Source organism: Phycisphaerae bacterium (genome assembly GCA_017999985.1).
Taxonomy (GTDB): Bacteria; Planctomycetota; Phycisphaerae; order UBA1845; family Fen-1342; genus JAGNKU01.
The window spans coordinates 200,926-217,489 of record JAGNKU010000009.1; the positions used below are offsets into that span (position 1 = coordinate 200,926).

The window sequence follows — 16,564 nt, forward strand, 5'->3', positions numbered from 1 at the left end:
GGACGCAGGCACGACCGGCCGGTCGCCGGTAGAATCACGGGGCTGCAACCACGCTGGCGTGGTCCCGGTACGCCCGAGCCCGGAGAGCACATGACGGAAACCATGATTCAGTCGGCGCCGTCTGTGCACACCGAGCCCACGCCGCTCGCGCTACGCCGGGAGCTGGAGCGTCAGTTTGAAGCGTGCGACCTCCTGCGGCCGTTTCGCCGGGCCTGTTACGAGGCCGGCGACGAGTTGACGCTGCCTGTCACCGGCGTGATGCCGGCGCACACGGGGCGTCTGACGGTCGAGGTGGAGCGTTTCGTGGGCGGCGGTTTCGCGGGGCAGGTCTATCGCGTCATTCTGCGACAGATCACGCCGGACGCTGAGCCGCTGGCCGGGCTAACGGTCGGGCAGACCTACGCGATCAAGATCCTGAAGCCGCCGTCGGGCTTTGCCTGTCTGTTCAGGGACTTCCTGTACTTCCTGGCGTACCAGGGCGCGTTCAGCGCCCAGGTCAACCCGGTGGCGGTGCGGGTCGGCGTGCTCTGGCAGAAGCTCATCCGCCGGGCCGCGGCAGGCCGGCTCGGCGCGCCGGACGCGGTCTGTGACACGTACGCCACGTTTTACGACGAGGACCTCCGCAGTTTCGGCGAGATCAACGAGTGGGTGAGCGGGCGCACCTGGAAGCTCGAGGTGGATGAGCGCCTGTTCGAGCGCTGGCGTTTCGAGGGCGCGCCGCCGCCGGGCGTGAACAGCCCCGAGTACATTCACAAGCGCATCTTCATGCGGGAGCTGGTGGCGCTGCTGCACGAGATGGGGGCACCGGAGCTGGCCCGGCAGTACGAATGGTGGACGTGCAAGAGCCAGCCGAACGCGCTCAAGCGCACCAGCGCGGAGCATTCCCCGCAGGCCGGCCTGACGGCGATCGACTTCCGGGCCGGCCTGGCGCTGTTGCCCGTGCTGCCGATGAGTCCGGCGGACTTCTGGCTGATTCTGCGTGGCCTGCTGCGCGGCCGCATCGTGCAGTTCGACCGCAGTGATCCGCGCCGGTTCGCCGAGTTCATGGCTACCCACCGCGCCGAGTTCGCGGATCTGCAATTGGCGGTCGAGGAACTGCAGCGCCAGGAACCGCTATATCGCCGGTCGCTGCCGGACATCACGTACCACCATGTGCGTCTGCTGACGGACGCTACGCTGCGGGAGTCGGTGCGGGCTGGGGCGATCACGGGCTGGCAGCACCTGGGGCGGATCGACGCGGAGCACGCGGCCCGGCTCGGCCAGCGGCCCTGGCTGTGCACGCTGCTGTACGTTGTTGCGCTGGTGCCGCTGCTGGGGCGGTTCGTGCTGAAAATGTGGGGGCATGCGCAGCAGCGCGCCCACGTGTGGCGCGCGCTGACCAGTTGGGACTATCTCCTGCGCGCCATGCGCGGCGCGCGGCTCGAGACGTTGATCACCTGGCATCGCCAGGGACGCGCGAGCGACGAGCGCACGTTGCGGCTTGTCCACCGGCCGGTGCGCTACTGGCTGCAGCGCATCCTCATCGGCTGGTTGCCGCCGCACTGGCACCGCGCGTGCGTGGAGCCGCGCTACGCGTGGGAGCGGCTGCGCGCGCGCGCGCGGTTCCTGCTGCAGTTCCTGGGCCGGCCGGAATTCCGCGAGCAGTGGCTGCTGGAGCAGGTCCACCTCGGGCACGCCGAGGGCATGCTGACCGACGCGGAGGCGGACAAGATCGCGCACCAGGTCCGCGACCCGTACATCCAGAAATACCTCAGATGCCTCGCCGTGCATCTCTGCACGTTGCCCATCACGCAGGTCGTCATGGTCATCGCGGGAGCCGCGGTCGGCGCCTATTTCCTGCTGGTCCGCGGCGCGCCTTGGGCGGAGGCCGTGCTCGCCGGTTCGGGCGTCGCGGCCGCGATCCAGCTCGCCCCGGTTTCGCCGGGCTCCATGGCGCGCGGGCTGTTCGTGCTCTATATGATGGTCCGCGAGCGTGACATTCGTAACTACTACATTGCCGCCCCGGTCTCGTTCATCCACGTGATCGGGTACCTGGCGTTCCCGCTGCAGATGGTGGCGCACGACCCGGCCCTGGCACGGTTCATGGCCGGACGCTGGGCGACGAGCGCGGTCCGGGTCGTGCCAGTCTTCGGCGAGCGCGGCGGATTGCTCGAACACATCGTCTTCGACACGTTCTTCAATCTGCCGCTTTCATTGAAGCGCCGCTTCAAGAGTCAGCCGATCTCGACAGCGGCATGCGTCCTGGCGATGCTCGCGCTGCTGGTGTACCCCGTCCTGGTGATACTCACGCTGGCGCAGGCCGGCTGGATCCACTTGCGCGGCTGACCCCCGCCTACGCGTCTCAGCCCGGCGGGACGAGGTGGAACATGCGCGTCCAGAAGAACCACGCCACGGGCGCGGCCAGCAGCGGCGAATCGAGCACGTCGAGGACGCCGCCCAGACCGGGCAGGGCCTGGCCCGAGTCCTTCATCTCCGCGTCGCGCTTCAGCAGCGACGCGCACAGGTCGCCGGCCACCGAGAAGAGCCCCAGCAGCAACCCGAGCAGGACGAGCGCCCAGGGATGCGGCAGGTAGCGCTCCTCGATCCGCACGATGCCGGCGGTGTGCAGCCAGTGGCCGATGGCGATGGCGCACAGGATCGTGGCGAGGAGGCCACCCACGAAACCTTCCCAGGTCTTCTTCGGGCTGAGCCACTCGATCATCTTGTGCCGGCCGAAGGCGCGGCCGGTGAAATATGCGCCGGTGTCCGTGATCTTCACCAGAAACACGGAAAACAGCAGCACGGCGACGCCGGTGCTGCCACCCACCTCCATTCGCAGCTTGGTCATGAAGCCGGCCAGGCCGCCGGCATAGAAGATGATGAAGATGGTGAAGGCCAGGTTTTCCATCGCCCGCTCGGTGCCGCGGGTCACCGCCTGCAACAGGAACAGGAACCCCAGCGCGACGGCCAGCCAGAGCATGCCCAGCGATTCGTCGTAGCCTCCGGTGACGGGCGACAGGTTGTAGGAGACATACGGGCCGATGACCAGCGCCGCGGCGAACACCTGGGCAGTCAGGCCAAACGGCCGATGCCCGCGGGCCCGCGCGAAATGCACCAGCTCGTGCGTCGCCGCCATCGTGAGCACCAGCACGATCAGCGTGCACAGCGCCCCATCCGTGAGCCACGCCCCCAGGTTGAGCCCCAGCGCCGCGACCGGCAGATGCGGGGCCGGCCGGGACGAGAGGTACCCATCCAGCAGCATCAGCGCGATGATCGCGAGCGCGAGCGGAATCCCAACCAGCAGACGTTTGCGCATAGCCGTGTCCGGCGATTTCGCCGGGTGTCAGTCCCGTTTCTGTTCGGCCGGCGGCGCCGCGTCCACCACCGCGCCGAAGCGCCGCGTGCGACCCGCGTAGTCGCGGAGCGCCGCGTGCAACTCGTCCACGCCGAAGTCCGGCCAGAGCACCGGCGTCACGTGCAGCTCCGCGTAGCTGATCTGCCAGAGCAGGAAGTTGCTGACGCGCATCTCGCCGGCCGTGCGGATCACGAGGTCCGGGTCGGGCAGCCCGGCGGTGTAGAGCGCGTCGGAGATCGTGGCCTCGACAATGTCCTCTGGGCGCAGCTCGCCGCGTGCGACCCGAGTGGCGAGGCTGCGCACCGCGTCGACGAGCTCCGCGCGCGCGCCGTAGTTCAGTGCCAGGCACAGGGTCATGCCGCTGTTGTTGCGGCTCACGTCGACGGTCGTGTCGAGCTCGCGCAGCACGGAGGCCGGCAGCCCGGCCCGCCGCCCGACCGGCACGATCCGCATGTTGTTGTCCATGATTTCCTGGCGCTCGGAGGCAAGATACTCGGCGTAGAGCGCCATGAGGGCGTTCACTTCGTCGCGCGGGCGTTTCCAGTTCTCCAGGCTGAAGCTGTAGAGCGTCAGGCAGGGGATGCCCAGCCGGGCGCACTGCGTGACGATCGCCCGGACCGATTTCGCCGCGTGGCGATGGCCCTCGATCCGCGGCAGGCCGCGCTGCTGGGCCCAGCGCCCGTTGCCGTCCATGATGATCGCGATGTGGCGCGGCAGCGCGGCGCGCTCCAGACCGAGCACGGCCAGGGGATCGGGCGGCGGCTGGGTCGGCATCGCTAGACCTCGTCCCCCACCAGGATCATCTGCTCGCGCGACGGGCCGACACCGATCATACGGACGGGGGCCCCCAGCCGTTCGCTGAGCACCCGGACATAATCGCGCGCCGCCGGCGGCAGGTCACCAAAGTGCCGGCAACCGCCGAGGTCTTCAGTCCAGCCCGGCAGCGTCGCGTAGACGGGCTCGACCGCGTCCAGGACGGCGAAATCGGCGGGGTATTCCTCCAGCAGAGTCCCGTTCGACTTGTACGCCACGCACACCTTGAGTGGATCGATGCCCGCGAGCGTGTCGAGGTGGAGCAGGGCCAGGCACGTGGGGCCGCCGAACATCGTGGCGTACGACGTGGCGAAGGCGTCGAACCAGCCGCAGCGGCGCGGCCGGCCGGTGGTCGTGCCGAATTCGTGGCCGCGCTGCCGGATGGTCTCACCCAAGGCATCGTGCAGCTCGGTGGGGAACGGCCCGGCGCCGACGCGCGTTGTATACGCCTTGATCACGCCGACGACGGACTGCAGGGCGCTCACCGGCACACCGGCGCCGCTGACCACGCCGCCGCCGCCGGAGTTCGAGCTCGTCACGTAGGGGTAGGTGCCGTGGTCGAGGTCGAGCAGGCTGCCCTGGGCACCCTCGAACAACATGCGCTGGCCGGCCTGCCGCAGCTTGTGCAGCAGCACGGTGGTGTTGCACACGAAGGGGCGGAGCTGGTCGGCGAAGGCGAGGTACTCGTCGGCGATGCGGCTGGCGTCGAACATCTCGCGCTCGCCGTACACCCCGGCGAGGTAGGCATTCTTGTGGGCCACCACCGCGGCGAGCCGCGCGCGGAAACGGTCCGCCGGGTAGAGGTCGCACACGCGAATCGCCCAGTGGCGGGCGCACTTGTCGGCGTAGCAGGGGCCGATGCCGCGGGCGGTCGTGCCGAGCTTCTCGCTGACGCGGGCCGCGCCCTCGGCCAGCACATCCTCGCGCCGGTGGTGGGGGAAAACCAGGTGCGCGCGGTCACTGATGCGCAGGTTCTCCCCGATCGCCACGCCCCGCTCGCGCAGCGACGTGATCTCGCCCAGCAGCACGGCCGGATCGAGCACGACGCCGGACGTGATGACGCTCAGGACGTCGGGGCGCAGGATCCCGCTGGGCAACTGGTGCAGGGCAAACTTCTCGCCGCCGATGACGACGGTGTGGCCCGCGTTCGCGCCGCCGCCGTAGCGGACGACCACGTCGAAGTCGGCGAGCAGCAGGTCGACGACCTTGCCCTTGCCCTCGTCGCCCCACTGCAGACCGACGACGCACGTGTTGCCCAAGTCGCGAAAGCTCATCTCAGCTCAATCCCTGCGGCCATGGCCGATCGATGGCCGCGGCGCGCAGTTCACAACGCGCCGCGGGCACCCGGCAACACGCTTTGTAGCATCAACCCCCGCCGCTGGCAAACCGCGCCGTCAGCGCCCCTCGATCAGCCGCTGCAGCCGGCACGCGAGTCGCTCTTGGAACTCGATACTGCCGTCGCCATGCAGACCCTCGTCATCCGGCAACTGGACAGCCGAGCCGGCAGCACCCAGCCGCACCCGCACGACGGTCGGCGGGACGTCGCAGGCATCCGCCGCGTCGAAGTTCGCGGCGTACTTCAGGCCGGAAGCCGTGTCGAACTGCCAGGTGACGATCTGGCGTGCGAGGTGTGTCTGGGCCCAGGCGGTCTGCTCGCGGGCTTCGCGTGCCAGCCACTTCATGAAGATGGCCATCGGCTCCGCGGGCAGCCCGTCGTGCGCGTCCAGGTTGTCGATCCGGCCGGTGCGAATGACCAGGTGACGCTTGGGCCGGGCGACGGACGGGTGCAGGACGATGCCCAGGTGCGCGCACGCCGGGTCGGGGGACGCCCAGCGCACGGCGTGCAGGGGCGCATAGCGGCGGGCCAGGTCGGCCAGGTCGCGCACCACCGTGTCGCCGTCATCCCAGCGGTTCCAGAACTGCACGCAGTCCGCGACCGGCAGCGCCACATGCGTGCGCAACAGGTGGGCTGCCACGCGCGGCGCGACCAGCGTCCCGTGCTCTCCGGCCAGCAGCCAGGGCAGATCGGTCGCGAGCAATTCGCCGCCGCCGACCGCCCGCATGGCCGACAGCACCGCGCCATGCCGGTCGGCCCACGGCGTTTCGCTCGACAGCAGCGTCGCGAAACCGACCTCATCCGCGTAGCGCTTCCACGCCCGCCCGGGTTTCAGTCCACGCTGGACAAATCGGCTGCGCGCATCGATGGTCGCGTACGGGACGACGTCCTGCAGCGCGAAACCGCGCGTCGGCACATCAGCGTATTCCACGCGCGCCGACATGAGCCCGTGCTGGTCGGCGTAGCGCACCGGCCGCACGTCCGCTGCGCCGGCGGCAGTCGCCAGTCCCGCCAGGGTCTCCAGATCGACAATCAGCCAGGACGCTGCGGCGACGCGCTCAACTGCGGACAGGCCAAGCCGCAGGGAGCAGACCCAGCGCGGGTCGAGCACGCAGGCCGCGCCGCGGGCCTGCCGCGCGAGGTCGTCGAGCGACGCCGGCGCCGCGAGCACGCGCACTTCCATGCCCGCCAACAAGGGGCGCAGCCCCGCGAGCGATGCCGGCAAGATGACACGGCGCACCGTGAACGATGTTCGGTAGGTGCTCCAGCGCGGCACGTTGGCCAGCGGGTGGCATTTCGGGTCGCGCTCCGCCACGACGTGCAGCGCAAGCTCGGCGAACTGCCCGGCGGACGCGCCGGCCGAAAGCGCGAGCCGCAGATGCGTCACATCAGCCGGTGTGCGGAACCAGCCGAGCAGCTCGCCGGGCGGGCCGCCCGCGTGCAGGGGCACGCACCGTCGCGACAGCAGTTGGGACCCCCGCATGAAGCTCACCACCATCGCCGACCGTCGCAGCACCACCCCCGCCACCAGCCGGGCCCGCACGAGATACCACTCGGCGCGCTTGCAGCGGACCGGCCGCGCGTCCGGCGTACCCACCGGTCGGGCAATTCTTCCGCGCTGGACCGACATACTGACTCCATCAGGGCGCCGGACTGGAACCGGCAGGGTATTATCGTGGCCGCGCGGCCCGCGCCAACCGCGCGCCGCGACGAGCCACGATATGAGCGACATGCCGACCATTCCAACCCCGCGGGACCGCGACATCATCACCGCACGTCCCGTGACCTGCGCTGCGCTCCCGCCCGCGCCGGCCCCGCTGGCCCTGGCGTCGCTGTCACGCCGGGCCGCGGCCCTCGATCTCCTCCTGGTCCTGCTGGTGACGCTGTTGGTCCCCTTCGGTTTCGAGCTCAGCGCGCTGCTCGTCGTCCCGGAAGGGCCGGACTACCCCGTGCAGCAGATCATCATCATTCGGAAATGGTTCGATGCGCTGCTGCTGATCGGCATGGCGGGGTACCTGGTGCACCGGCACCGTCTGCCGAGTTCCGACTTCGGCATGCAGGCCGCGCGGCTGGGGACGCAGGTGCTCTGGGCCCTGCCGACGCTGTGCGCCATCTACGCGGTGTTCGTGTGCCTGATGCTGGTGATCAGCGCCGTCGTGCTGACTCAGCCGGGGCTCGAAAGCGACCTGGCCCGCCGTTCGGAGTTCATGCGGTACCTGCCGCTGCACGACTTCGCGGGGACGGTCCTGCTGCTGATCGCGGTGGCGCTGCACGAGGAGCTGCTGTTCCGCGGGCTGCTGCTGCCCTACCTGCACCGGCTCGGGTGTTCTTGGGCCGTGGCGATCCTGATTTCCAGCACGGTCTTTGCATTGCTGCACGTCACGCAGGGTTGGCTGGGCGTCGTGCAGGTGTTTGGCGTGGGGGCGGTGCTGGGACTGTTCTTCGTGCTCTCACGCAGTCTGCTGACGGTCGTGATCGCGCATTTCATGTTCAACCTGATTCAGACCCAGCTCGTGCGCGTGCTGCTGCCGTGGCTGGAAGAATTCGCTCAGCGGGTCACCCCCCACTGATTCCCGGGGCTCAGACGCCGAGCCAGCGCACCAGGAGCATGAAGAGCGCCGCTGCCAGCGCCCCCGCCCCCGCGAGGCGCGCCCAGGCCCGGCCCGCGCCCACCGTCGTCCGCGGCCGCGGCAGGATCGGCCGGGCGACCGGTGGTTCGTCGCCGTCAAATTGCACCTGGGCAATGAGCAACTGCGCCCGGAATTCGTTGATGCCCAGTTCGGCCGCCCGCTCCAGGATCGCCTGACGCCGCGAATGCCGCAGCAGACCATCCTCGAGCGACGCGGCGATCAGCGTGCGCAGCTCACCCACGGGGTCACCCTCGACCGCGTGCGTGCGCAGATACTCATCTTGGCGCCGCGGGTCACAGAGGGCCGCGTACGCCAGGTGCAACTCCTCCAGGTCACGACGCGAGACCTGATGCCGCCGCGGGTCATCCAAGTCTGCCAGTAGCCGCGCCCGCCGCTCCAGGAAACGACCGGTAATCTCGCGGGGCGTGTGCCGTCCCGGCGTGAGTCCAAGGATGGTGAAATGATCCTGGGCCATCTTTCCGGCCTCCTACTAAACCATACGCCGGAAAGCGTCGAAGACAATCGTTTCCGCGCGCCGGGGGGAGCGTGCGGTTCACCCCAGGGCTGAGCCGCGGCAAAGGTCCGAGAAGATCTCCAGGAAGCGGCCGGGGTCCGCGCGCGGCACGGCCCGCGCCCAAGCGGTCGGCGCCCACCCGCATGCGGGCGGTCGGCCGCGCCGCGAACGTGTCACGGCGAGCGATAATTCGTGCGGTCCGGCAGTAGCCAGGGTGATTACTTCCCGTCGGCGGGCGGCGCCTCGAGCGCGGCCAGCAGCCGGCGGGCGTCAGGATGTTCCGGCTCGCGTTGCAGCACGGCGCGCACTTCGGCAAGCGCCGCGTCACGCTGCCCAGCCCGCGAGAGGCTGACGGCCAGGTTGTAGCGCGCCATGGTGTGGTCGGGATGGTGCTCCAGAACCGCGCGGTAAGCCGCAATCGCCGCGTCACGCTGACCGAGCCACTCGAGCGTGACGCCCAGGTTCACCCCGGCCTCGACAAAGTCCGGGCGCGCCTGGAGGGCGCGGCGATACCGGGCGAGGGCGGCTTCGTGCTCACCGCGTTGCCCGTGCAGCAGGCCGAGCATGTAGTGTGCCTCGGGCTGCTCGGGCTCCAGGGCCAGGGCGCGGTGACAGGCCTCGCGCGCTTCCTCCAGACGCTGCTGCGCCAGCAGAATCTCCGCCATGCGAACGTACGCTTCCGTCGCGTCCGGCTGGCGGCGCGCGACTTCGCGGTATTCCGCGAGCGCCTGTGCCAGATCGTGGCGGTCGCGCTGCACCAGCGCGAACTGCAGGCGGGCCCGCGTGTCGTCGGGCGCGAAACGCAGGATTCGCTGCCAGGCCGGCACGGCCTCATCCAGCCGCCGGGCGTCGGTGAGTGCCTTCGCCAGGCCATACGCGGCGGTCCGGTCGAGCGGTTCAATGCGCAGGGCCGCATGGTATTGCTCAATTGCGTCGTTCAGGCGGCCACTCCGCGCGTAGATCGCGGCCAGGTTGTGGTGCGTGATCGGCCCGGGCGCGGCGCGGATTGCCTGTTCCCAGAGTGACTCCGGCGTGCGCCAGACCAGGCTTTGCCGCGCAGTCAGGACCGCCAGACCGGCCAGGCCAGCCACGCTGACACCGGTGCCGGCGAGCGCCAGCCCCCGCCACCGTGGCCGGCGCCAGAGCCACAGCAGCCCGCCGCCCACCAGCAGCGCCCAGCCGATCGACGGCAGGTAGCTGTAGCGGTCCGCGACTTCCTGCAGCCCGCTCTGCGCCAGCCCCAGCACCGGCGACAACAGGACCGCGTGCAGAAGCGCGACGACGGTCAGCCAGGGCCAGCGCCGGCCATAGCGCGCCAGTACGAGCACAATCAGGAGGAGGGCGATCGGCGCCAGCAGGTACTTCACCGACCGCAGCGAGATTTCGGCCGGCATCTGGTACAGCGGCGAGAGACCGAACGGCGCGACGGTCTTCCACAGGTAAAACACGACCCCGTAGCACGCCTGCAGCAACCGGGCCCAGACACCGTGCTCGGTCAGCGGCACCGCGGCTTCGGCGTACGTCTGCGCCAGCCCGGCGATGACGGCAAACACAAGCGCGGGCACAAGGAAGGGGATCTTCTCGACGTACACGCGGCGCGCGGCCGCGGTGAACCATCCGCCCGTCGCCGGACCGAGGCGGCGGAGCGGATACCAGTCCAGGACCAGCAGTACGACCGGCAGGGTGATGCCCACGGCGCGACTGAGCAGCGACAGGAGAAACACCCCGAGCGCTGCGGCGAGCCAGGCGCGCGGGCGCTGAACACTGGCGCCGCCGTGGGCATGCAGGTAGAGCAACAAGGTCAGCAGCAGAAAGAACGAGCTCAGGACGTCCCGGCGTTCCGTCACCCAGGCGACTGACTCGACGCGCAGCGGATGCAGGGCAAACAGCAGTGCGGCGACGATCGCGGCCAGATGCACCGCCCACCCCGGACGCCGGGGCGTCGCCTGCTGGTCGGCGCCGCGCGCTCCCAGCACCGCCAGCGCCAGCCAGAAGACGAGCAGCGCGTTGGCGACGTGCAGAATGAGATTGGTGAGGTGGTAGCCGAAGGGCCGGTCGCCCCAGAGGAGATAGTCCGCGCCCAGTGTCACCCACGACAGCGGCTGGTAGTGCCCCATGCGAAAGGTCGTGAACATCCAGCCGAGTTGGGCCGGCCCCAACCCGCGGTAATGCGGGTTTTCGATCACCGTGCTGAGATCATCGTAGTTGAAGCCGTTGGCCAGGCCGTTCCAGTGCGCGGCCAGGACTGCCGCGATGATGACCAGCGCACCGCACCACGCGCGCGGATCACGGGCGGCCGCCGTCCACAGGCGGCGCTCGTCCGGCGCCGGTGGCATGGTCGTGGCAGGCACGGAGCGCTTCGGCTTCATTCGCGACTGGGCCCCGCAGTCATGGCAACGCGTCGGCCGGTGGGCTCTCGGGCGCCGGCTGAGACTCCGCCGGCGGCTCGGCTGCACCCGCGTCCGCAGGCGCGCCGCGGCGCCCGGCGTAGGGATTCTCGTACTCGAGCCCGTAGTCCGGCCGGGGGACCAGCAGGCTGTTGATCCACTCGAGCACCACCCGGTATTGCCGGTCCGTCACGTCCCGCAGCACCGGCTTGAAGCTCGGCCCCTTGCCCACGGGCGGATGGCCGCGCTCGCTCAACTCCGGCGGCATGAGATAGGAGAGGAGCACGCTGCCCTCGGGATTGGTGCGGTTCAGCAGCGGCCCATGGGGCGTTTCGAGCTGGTCCAACAGAATGAACGTCGTGTACGCGTAGGTGTCGCTGCTCGGCGAACCCTGCGGGAAACGGAAGACCCGCGCCGTGCGTCCGCCGTGGCATCCGGCGCGCGCGCAACCGCGATTCACCAGCGGCAGGATACGGCGCCGGAAGAGCGCGAACGTGCTCGGATCACCCTCGACGACGATCCGGTCCACGTGCTCGGCGCCCGTCTCGCGAATGATGAGCTGAAGCTTCTCATGGGGCTGGCCGCGGGTCAGGACGTCCTCCCACTCCGGCCGGTAGTTCGCGCGGCGCCGCAATTGCTCCAGCACCTCGGTCGGCAGATCGCGCTGCCGGCCCTTGCGGAGAAAGCGCACCCGCACGGGGTCGGCCGCCCCGTCGAGGGCCAGCTCCCCGATCTTCAGCCGCTGAATGTCCCGGTCCGAGATCGGCGGCGCGGGCGCGATCTCCGGCCACGCGGGCGGCGCCGCGGGTCGCGACGCCGGCAACGTGGCCGGAGCGGACGCCGACCCCGGCTGGCTCGTCGCCGACCTGACGCGCTCGATGCGCAGGACCTCAGCCGGCACCAGCCGCACTTCGCCGGCGGCGTTGCGCACCACCACTTCCGTGTCCGTCACCACCACGTCCCCGCGCAGGCGCAGACCGTTGGCCAGGTAGACATCGGCCAGCTCCGCCGACGCCGGCAGCGCCGCCGCCCACGCGCTCAACCACACCGCCACCACGACCAGCGCCCGGCCGCCGAATCCGTTCATGGGCTGCTCCACCGGCCACCGCAACATCCCGCGCCTCACACCTTGCGATGCTCCGTCTGGGCCACCTCGGTGCCGTCCGGCAACGTCACGATCTCGTAGTCGCCGAACAGGCTCGGCGCCTCGCGCTGCATCAGCCGCAGGATGCGCAGCGCGACCCGGCGAATCTCGACCTCCGCGTGCTCGTGCGCGCGGGCCTCGATAAAGTGCCGCAGTGCCCGGCCGTTGGCCGTTACGAAGATCTTCGTCTCGGTCGCGTTCGGCAGCACGCTCCGCGCGGCCTGCCGCGCCAGCTTCCGCCGCAGCGTCGGGTCCGGCTCGGCGGCAAACTTCCGCTGCAGGCCCTCGACCAGCCGGCAGTACGCCGCGTGCGACTGCTCGATCGCCGCCAGCCAGACCTGGTGCAGTTCGTCGTCGGCCGCGATGCAGTCCGGTTCGATGAAGTCCGCGGTGGTCTCGTCCACGTAGCGCTGTGAGAGCTGCGAGTAGCCGAAGCCCGCGCGGTGCCGCACCAGCTCGTGCGTGAACGAGCGCGACACGCCGGTGATCACGAAGTTCCACACGGCGTGCTCGAGGACCGAGCCGTGCGCCGAGCCGATGATGTTCGCCATGTACTCGGCGTTGGTCTTGCGGCCCTTGCCGAACGACATGTAGCAGACCCGCCCGGCCACCTCGCAGAGCTGCTCGGCACCGATCGCGGTGTCGGTGCTCCAGCTCGCGGCGTGGTCGTTCAGGAACTGGTCCAGCACGGCGGAGTCCACCTGCTGGCGGCCCACCAGGTAGACGCGCGGCTCTCGGATGATCTTCACCACCGCACCTCCTTCGTCGGGGGCGCATTGTAATCGGCCGCCGCAGCGGCAACAGCCGTCGTGCGGCCCGGCAGACCAGCCCGGGGCCGGCGCAGTTTTTTCGCCGCCCGCTATCCACTCCTTCGGCTGCCGCCGGTACCCTACCCGAGCTATGTCGCAGGCCCATGCATCGGATTGTGCGCCGTCCGCGCCGGTCGCGCCCGGCGCCGGGCGGCTGGCCGGGGTCGTGCTGCTGGCCATGACCGCCGCAGCCGCGGCGGAGCCGGCGCTGCGCTACCGTTTGGAGCCCGGCACGTGCCTAGTCTACGAGCACCGGGCCACCGTGTTTGCGGGCAGCGACACAGAGGCCGGCACAACGCGGACATCCGAGGTGCAGGTCTGGTGTCTGCAGCGCAGCGGGAGTGGCGTCCTGCTGCTGGTCGTGCTGGCGCCGCCCGTGGAAGGTCAGGCGGCCCCGGCGCGCAGCGCGCTGCTCTACGTGGATGAGAACGGACGGCGGCGTTTGCCGGAGGAAACGATCACACGGCTGGGCGCCGTCGACCCGGCGCTCGACATCCTGCCCATGCTGCCGCTGACCACCGCGCACCTCGGGGCGTGGACGACGCCGGAGGACGTTTTCGCGCGGCGGTGGCGCTGCACCAGCCGCGGCCCCGACCCCGCGCAGCCGGACTATGAGCAGGTGGCGTTCGAGCTGGACGATCCCGCCGGCGTGATGGAAGTGCTCGGCCAGGCCCGGAGTGGACAATTCTGGTTTGACACGGAGGCCGGCCACGTCGTGCGCTGCGCGGCCGAGACACGGGACGAGCAAGCTGGCACGCGTACGCACACAAGCACCACCTTGCGCCAGCGCGCGACGCGCTCGGCGACCTGGGCTGCCCGGCGCGCCGAGGAGGCCGAGCGGTACCTGCGCACCTTGCGGCATGAGGACCGGCTGCTGGGCGAGGTGACGAACCGGCCGGCCGAGCTGACGCGGACGCTGCAGCAGCTCGATCAGCTCTGGGCGACGTTCGCAGCGGATGTGGACGGTCGGGCCGGCTCGCCATTTGCGCAAATCGCCGAGAGCCGTCGGCAGCAGTTGCGGGCGGACGCCGGGGTGCTGCGCGCGCGGGCCGCGCTGGCCCTGCGCTGGCTGAACCAGCCGGCCCGGACCTGGTCCTTGCAGGATGCGTCGGGAACGGCGATGACGAGCGAGCGCGTGCGGCGCGGCGTCGTCATCGAGTGCTTCTGGTCGGCAAGCACGCCGGATGGGCTGCGGGTGCTCGAACCGCTGCGGCGTTGGACGACCGAGCCCGGCCATCCGGTGGTTCCGGTGCTGTGCTACAACATGGACTTTAATCTCGCGGTGGCGCGGCGGGCGATCGAACGCTGCGGGAGTGGCTTGACCCAGATCATCGGCGGCCCGCTGCAGGACGTGGAAGGCTTGCGCGAATTCCCGGTTATCCGGGTCGTGGACGGGGCCGGACTGGTGCGCGGTGTGTGGGTCGGCTGGGACACGACGTATGCGGCCGCGCGGGCGCTGGCCCAGCGGTTGGCACGCGAGTCGGCGCCGTGAACACGCTTTGCGGGATCGGCGCGGCACAGGCGGGCCAGCGCTGAACGGTTGGACTGATAGCCGGTTTCACACGGGCAGTGCTACACTACGGGCCAATGACCTGCATCCGTCAGATCGGCAACGTGGCTGACGCGCGGCGCCGGCCGGTGCTTTGCATGTGGCCGATACTCTGCGCATTGCTCGGGCTGCTCAGCGGCTGCGCCAGCCAGGGACCCGCGGAACCGCAACTGGAAACGGCGCGCGGCCTTGCACCCGCCGAGGCCGACGCCCGCGCCGAGATCGTCCGCCGCGCTCCAGTGGCGTATCTCGAACGGGTGGCGGCCAATTGCCGCGCGTTGCAGCAGTACACGCTGCACTTCACGCGGCACGAACGCCGCGGGCTGTTTCGGAAGCTGCACGGCCCGGAGCATATCCAATGCTGGTTCCGCCGCCGGCCCTTCAGCGTGCGAATGAAATGGCTCGACCCGGACGTGAAGTACGGCGAAAGCGTGTACGTCGAGGGCGCCGCCGAGAACAAGGTGCGCTTCGTCACGCGCTGGTGGTCGCCGCCGCTGGTTCCGCCGCCCGGCGTCAATCAGGTCAACCTGTATACGCCGGTCGCGTTTGGCGAGGCCAAGCACCCGCTGACCGAGTTCGGCCTCGAACGCTTGATGGAGCGGACGCTGGCGGAGCTGCGCGCGGCGGGTCGCGACGTTGTCATTACGTACGCGGGTCTTGAAGAACTGCCGCCGGGCGGCCCGCGCGTGCATCACATTCGCCTGGAGTACCCCGCCGCGCGGTACACGACGCCGGTGCAGGAGCTGTACTGCCATGCGACCACCGACCTGCCGGCCGGCACGATCCTCAAGTTCGCGTCGGGGGACATTGACGCCAGCTACTTCTACACGGACGTGGACCCGCACGTCCGGCTGACAGAGCATGATTTCCTGCTGGAGGCGGAGCGTGCGACGCTCCGTGCTGAGCAGCCCCCACCCGCGCCGGCCCGACTATGACTTGCTTCACGAGTGACGATGAACGCTATCTGCGCCGCGCCCTGGCGCTCGCCATGCGCGGGCAGGGACACGTCGAGCCGAATCCGATGGTCGGGTGCGTGATCACGCGCGGCGGGCGCGTCATCGGGGAAGGCTATCACCACCGTTTCGGCGGTCCGCACGCAGAGATCGAGGCGCTCCGGGCCTGCGCCGGCTCGCCCCGCGGCGCCACGGTGTACGTCACGCTGGAGCCCTGCTGCCATTACGGCAAGACGCCGCCCTGCACGGATGCGCTGCTCGCCGCGGGCGTGGCGCGCGTGGTCGCGCCCCTGAAGGATCCGAATGTGCCGGTCGCGGGCGGCGGTTTTGCGCTGTTGCGCAAGGCCGGGGTACGGGTAGAGGTGGGCATGTGCGCGGACGAGGCCGCGGAGCTGAATGCACCGTTCTTCAAGCTGGTCCGCGCACGCCGGCCGTGGGTGATTCTCAAGTGGGCGCAGAGCCTGGACGGCAAGATCGCGACGCGCACGGGCGATGCGAAGTGGATCAGCGACGAGGTCTGCCGGCGACACGCGCACCGCACGCGCGGGCGACTCGACGCGATCCTGGTTGGCCTCGGCACGGTCCTGGCCGACGATCCGCTGCTGACCTGCCGCGTCGGTCGGCCGCGCCGCATCGCGACGCGCGTGGTGCTGGATTCCAGCCTGCGCACGCCGCTCGGCAGCCAACTCGTGCGGACCGCGCGCCGGACGCCCACACTGATCTTCCATGGGCGCCAAGCTTCGGCGCGCCGGGCCCGCGCGCTGGTCCGTGCCGACTGCGAATTGCAGCCCGTCGCCCTGACGCGCGCCGGTCTGTCGCTGCCCGCCATCCTCGACGCGCTCGGCGCGCGGCAGATGACGAACATCCTGGTTGAAGGCGGCGGCCGGCTCTTGGGGCAGTTTTTCGACCAGCGGCTGGCCGACGAGCTGCACGTCTACATCGCCCCCCTGCTCATCGGCGGCCGCAACGCGCCCGGCCCCCTGCACGCCCGCGGCGCGGCGACCGTCGCCGACGCGTGGCACCTGCCTCCCGGGGCCCGCCTGAAGCCGCTTGGCAACGGGTACTTCCTCCAGTGCCGCATGCACTGAGCGCCCG

The 16,564-nt window shown here is 70.2% G+C and carries 13 protein-coding genes; 5 read left to right on the forward strand and 8 right to left on the reverse strand.

Going from position 1 to position 16,564, the window contains the following annotated elements; genetic code table 11:
* The first annotated feature begins 90 nt into the window (after positions 1-90).
* On the forward strand, positions 91-2,325 hold the full coding sequence (locus KA383_13755) for a hypothetical protein (protein MBP7747181.1): 2,235 nt from the start codon (positions 91-93) through the stop codon (positions 2,323-2,325).
* 16 nt (positions 2,326-2,341) lie between these two features.
* Here the strand turns inward: KA383_13755 and KA383_13760 are convergent, their stop codons facing one another.
* The 4 genes from KA383_13760 to KA383_13775 all read right to left on the reverse strand — a co-directional run bounded on the left by KA383_13760 (position 2,342) and on the right by KA383_13775 (position 7,113).
* A complete protein-coding gene (locus KA383_13760) occupies positions 2,342-3,295 on the reverse strand; it encodes a CDP-archaeol synthase (protein ID MBP7747182.1) in 954 nt (317 codons plus the stop codon).
* A 27-nt stretch (positions 3,296-3,322) separates the two neighbouring features.
* On the reverse strand, positions 3,323-4,108 hold the full coding sequence (locus KA383_13765) for an isoprenyl transferase (GenBank protein ID MBP7747183.1): 786 nt from the start codon (positions 4,106-4,108) through the stop codon (positions 3,323-3,325).
* 2 nt (positions 4,109-4,110) lie between these two features.
* The gene (locus KA383_13770; GenBank protein ID MBP7747184.1) at positions 4,111-5,406 is read right to left on the reverse strand and encodes an adenylosuccinate synthase; all 1,296 of its coding nucleotides are present in this window, start codon (positions 5,404-5,406) and stop codon (positions 4,111-4,113) included.
* A gap of 135 nt (positions 5,407-5,541) precedes the next feature.
* Entirely contained in the window at positions 5,542-7,113 is a 1,572-nt protein-coding gene (locus KA383_13775) for a hypothetical protein (protein ID MBP7747185.1), read from the reverse strand.
* A 91-nt stretch (positions 7,114-7,204) separates the two neighbouring features.
* On the opposite strand from KA383_13775, the gene KA383_13780 reads away from it, so the two are divergent.
* The gene (locus KA383_13780) at positions 7,205-8,053 is read left to right on the forward strand and encodes a CPBP family intramembrane metalloprotease (GenBank protein MBP7747186.1); all 849 of its coding nucleotides are present in this window, start codon (positions 7,205-7,207) and stop codon (positions 8,051-8,053) included.
* 10 nt (positions 8,054-8,063) lie between these two features.
* Here KA383_13780 and KA383_13785 read toward each other — a convergent pair whose 3' ends face one another.
* The 4 genes from KA383_13785 to thyX form a co-directional block, all read right to left on the reverse strand.
* Positions 8,064-8,588 carry a hypothetical protein gene (locus tag KA383_13785; protein ID MBP7747187.1) on the reverse strand — a complete coding sequence of 175 codons (525 nt, stop codon included), beginning with the start codon at positions 8,586-8,588 and terminating at the stop codon, positions 8,064-8,066.
* A 257-nt stretch (positions 8,589-8,845) separates the two neighbouring features.
* Positions 8,846-10,978 carry a tetratricopeptide repeat protein gene (locus tag KA383_13790; protein MBP7747188.1) on the reverse strand — a complete coding sequence of 711 codons (2,133 nt, stop codon included), beginning with the start codon at positions 10,976-10,978 and terminating at the stop codon, positions 8,846-8,848.
* A gap of 37 nt (positions 10,979-11,015) precedes the next feature.
* The gene (locus KA383_13795) at positions 11,016-12,101 is read right to left on the reverse strand and encodes a hypothetical protein (GenBank protein ID MBP7747189.1); all 1,086 of its coding nucleotides are present in this window, start codon (positions 12,099-12,101) and stop codon (positions 11,016-11,018) included.
* A gap of 35 nt (positions 12,102-12,136) precedes the next feature.
* Positions 12,137-13,147 carry an FAD-dependent thymidylate synthase gene (thyX, locus tag KA383_13800; GenBank protein MBP7747190.1) on the reverse strand — a complete coding sequence of 337 codons (1,011 nt, stop codon included), beginning with the start codon at positions 13,145-13,147 and terminating at the stop codon, positions 12,137-12,139.
* On the opposite strand from thyX, the gene KA383_13805 reads away from it, so the two are divergent.
* From KA383_13805 to ribD, 3 genes are all read left to right on the forward strand, one after another.
* Entirely contained in the window at positions 13,059-14,459 is a 1,401-nt protein-coding gene (locus KA383_13805) for a hypothetical protein (GenBank protein MBP7747191.1), read from the forward strand. The genes thyX and KA383_13805 overlap by 89 nt on opposite strands.
* 155 nt (positions 14,460-14,614) lie before the next feature.
* Positions 14,615-15,451: a DUF1571 domain-containing protein gene (locus KA383_13810; GenBank protein ID MBP7747192.1), complete on the forward strand. Its 837-nt coding sequence runs from the start codon at positions 14,615-14,617 to the stop codon at positions 15,449-15,451.
* A complete protein-coding gene (gene ribD, locus KA383_13815) occupies positions 15,448-16,557 on the forward strand; it encodes a bifunctional diaminohydroxyphosphoribosylaminopyrimidine deaminase/5-amino-6-(5-phosphoribosylamino)uracil reductase RibD (GenBank protein ID MBP7747193.1) in 1,110 nt (369 codons plus the stop codon). Before KA383_13810 ends, ribD begins: the two co-directional genes overlap by 4 nt.
* The last annotated feature ends 7 nt before the right edge of the window (positions 16,558-16,564 follow it).